Here is a 1,322-nt window from a genome sequence, read left to right on the forward strand (position 1 = left end):
AGCTCATCCTGGGCGCGGCGCAGCGTATCTTCCGCTTGCCGGCGCTCGCGGATCTGGCCCTTGAGCCGTTCGTTGCTGGCGCGCAGATCGGTGGTGCGTTCGGTAATCCGACGCTCCAATTGATTATTGGCTTCCTGCAAGGCTTCCCGAGCGGCAAGGCGGGTGGCGACGACCTTGCGCCGCTCGTTCCAGGCGATCAACAGGAACGCCACCAGGGCGAACGCCACCGCCACCAGAATCCCTTGGTTGATCGCTTCGCGGCGCAAATCCTGAAGCGGCGTGAGCAGGGTGAAATTCCACGGGGTATCGCTCAAGGGCCGGGTCTGGGCCAGGTAGCTGATGTCCTCATCGTCGGCTTCCACTTCGCTGTTGGCGGGGAAGGTCAGCTTCTCCACGCCCTCGGCCAGGGTTTCACGGGCCAGAGGTTGCAGCTCATTCAGCGGGAACCAGTAGTACTGGAGGCTACGAGCGAGTTTTTCTTTGGTCTCTTCGCTCAACGGCACGACCGACTTGAGGCGCAGCGCCGGATCACTGGACAGAATAATGATGCCGTTTTCGTCGCTGACGAAGGCTTCGAGGCGCGCCCGCTGCCAACGTTCTTCCAGGGCTTCGAGGCGGATTTTGACCACTGCGACGCCGATGATTTTGCCGTGTTCTTCGAGGCCGTGGGCCAGGTAGTAACCGGGTTCGCCGTTGGTGCTGCCGATGCCGTAGAAACGCCCCGGCTGGCCGCGAATGGCGTTCTGGAAATAGGCGCGGAAGGACAGGTCTTCACCGAGGTAACTGTCGACATCGCGCCAGTTACTGGTGGCCACGACACGGCCGGTGGTGTCCATCACGTAGATAGCCCGACTGCGGCTACGCCGGTTCAGGCCTTCAAGGTAATCATTGACCGTTTGCCGGTGTTCCGGCGACGGGTCGGCCAGCAGTGTCGACACGCTGGATTCGAGCTCCAGCAAGCTGGGCAGGTAGGTGTATTTGCTGATCTCGCTCTCGACGGCGCGGGCGTGCAGTTCGAGCTGACGCTGGCCGTTCTCGCTGAGGCTGCGGATGCCGTAGTGTTCACTGACGCAGAAGCCGACGTAACCCAGTCCGATCATCAGGGCGATGATCAGCGGCGGCAGGAACAAATGGCGAATCAGACGGGGTTTCACGGCAAGTGATGGCGTTGCTGCGCGATAAAGAGTGGGGTCGCATTTCATCACAGATGCCTTGGGTCAACCACAACACTTGCTAGACATTTACCACTGTCCCTTGTGGGAGCGAGCCTGCTCGCGATAGCGGTCTGTCAGTCAAATCTGCTGTCACTGACACACCGCTAT

Annotated in this window: 1 pseudogene; it reads right to left on the reverse strand. The window is 60.7% G+C overall.

The window, feature by feature from the left end:
* Positions 1-1,202, reverse strand: a pseudogene (aauS, locus tag AC1DSG_RS31230) (two-component sensor histidine kinase AauS); the annotation flags it as partial.
* Positions 1,203-1,322 lie beyond the last annotated feature (120 nt).

Source organism: Pseudomonas sp. P5_A12 (assembly GCF_056400685.1).